The 1,126-nt window shown below is 60.4% G+C and carries 1 protein-coding gene and 1 pseudogene; both read left to right on the forward strand.

What is annotated here, in order from left to right:
• Nucleotides 1–224: 224 nt before the first annotated feature.
• Nucleotides 225–911 carry a hypothetical protein gene (locus K206_RS0136645; RefSeq protein WP_020207165.1) on the forward strand — a complete coding sequence of 229 codons (687 nt, stop codon included), beginning with the start codon at nucleotides 225–227 and terminating at the stop codon, nucleotides 909–911.
• Between the two features lie 79 nt (nucleotides 912–990).
• Nucleotides 991–1,126, forward strand: a pseudogene (locus K206_RS42455) (ABC transporter substrate-binding protein); the annotation flags it as partial.

The following is a 1,126-nucleotide window of genomic DNA, read 5'->3' on the forward strand; positions in this document are numbered from 1 at the left end:
GCAAGGTCATCGCCGACCTGCTGATGAACTACAGCGGCTGGTGAGCCGGTCTCCGGCACGCCACCGCCTTTTCGTTCACTCCCCATGAGGGACATGCGCCTCGGTTCGAGGCCATGTCCCTCGCATTTTTCCACCGTACCCGACGCCATCCGGCCTCAGGCTTTTCCCATGCGGATGCCATGTCCGCACGGGCTGGCTCCGCTCACTTCCCGAAAGGAGCCACCATGGCCAACAACTACTACGACGCCACCGGCGTCCTCGTGCTCGACCGCGTGACGCCCGTCATCAAGGCGCTGTTCGGCGCCTTCATGCTGGATGAGGCGTATCCCGGCAAGGGGCAGGCCTATATCGCCCGAATCTCCGAAACGAACAATCCCCAGTGGAGAGATGTGCTGGACAGCCTGGAAGAGCTTGCCGAGCAACTCGCTATCCCGATGCCTGTGGATGAAGGGCTGTCGATTCCGACACTGCTCGACATGCTGGCTGCTCACTTCGGCGCCGACCAGGACGAGGAGTTGGAGAACTTGATCGAGCAACACTCGTTCGAGGACATCGCTGACCTCGACGCCTTGTTCCTCATTGCCACCTGCTTCGATGACGGCCATCACCTCACCGCCATTCAGTTTGAGGGGTGCTGGCATTGCAGCAAACCGCGGCTGTTCGAGTTTGGCGGCGACAGTTGCTTTCTGAGCAAGGAAATCCGCTTAGTCGGCTCATCCTCGCAGGCCATCCAACTCGGCGACCAACTGCGCAAAGCCGTTGTGGCCTACGACGTCGAAGAGGCCTCGGCGTTGATCGCGCTGGAGGCTGCCAACCTGCTCACGGGCATCAACGACGAGCATTTCCGCCTGAATGTGCGCCATCGCGTCGCCGAACGACTGGCCCAGACGCCAACGATCGGCGCTGCCTGACGCATTTTCGACTTTCAACCCACCGGGTCCAATTCCCGGTGACGGGAATTGGCTCCACTATTCAATCTGGAGAGTTCCCATGTCCCAGAAACCCAATCCCTTTCTCCGCGGCTACTGGAATCTGAAAATCGTCCGCACGTTGTCCATCAGCTACGAGGACGGAAGCCCGCATGTCTGGCGAACCATCCACGCGAGCCAACAGCACTTCTCCGACG

Origin of the sequence: Cupriavidus sp. WS (assembly GCF_000395345.1) — a bacterium.
In the GTDB taxonomy this organism is placed as follows: domain Bacteria; phylum Pseudomonadota; class Gammaproteobacteria; order Burkholderiales; family Burkholderiaceae; genus Cupriavidus; species Cupriavidus basilensis_B.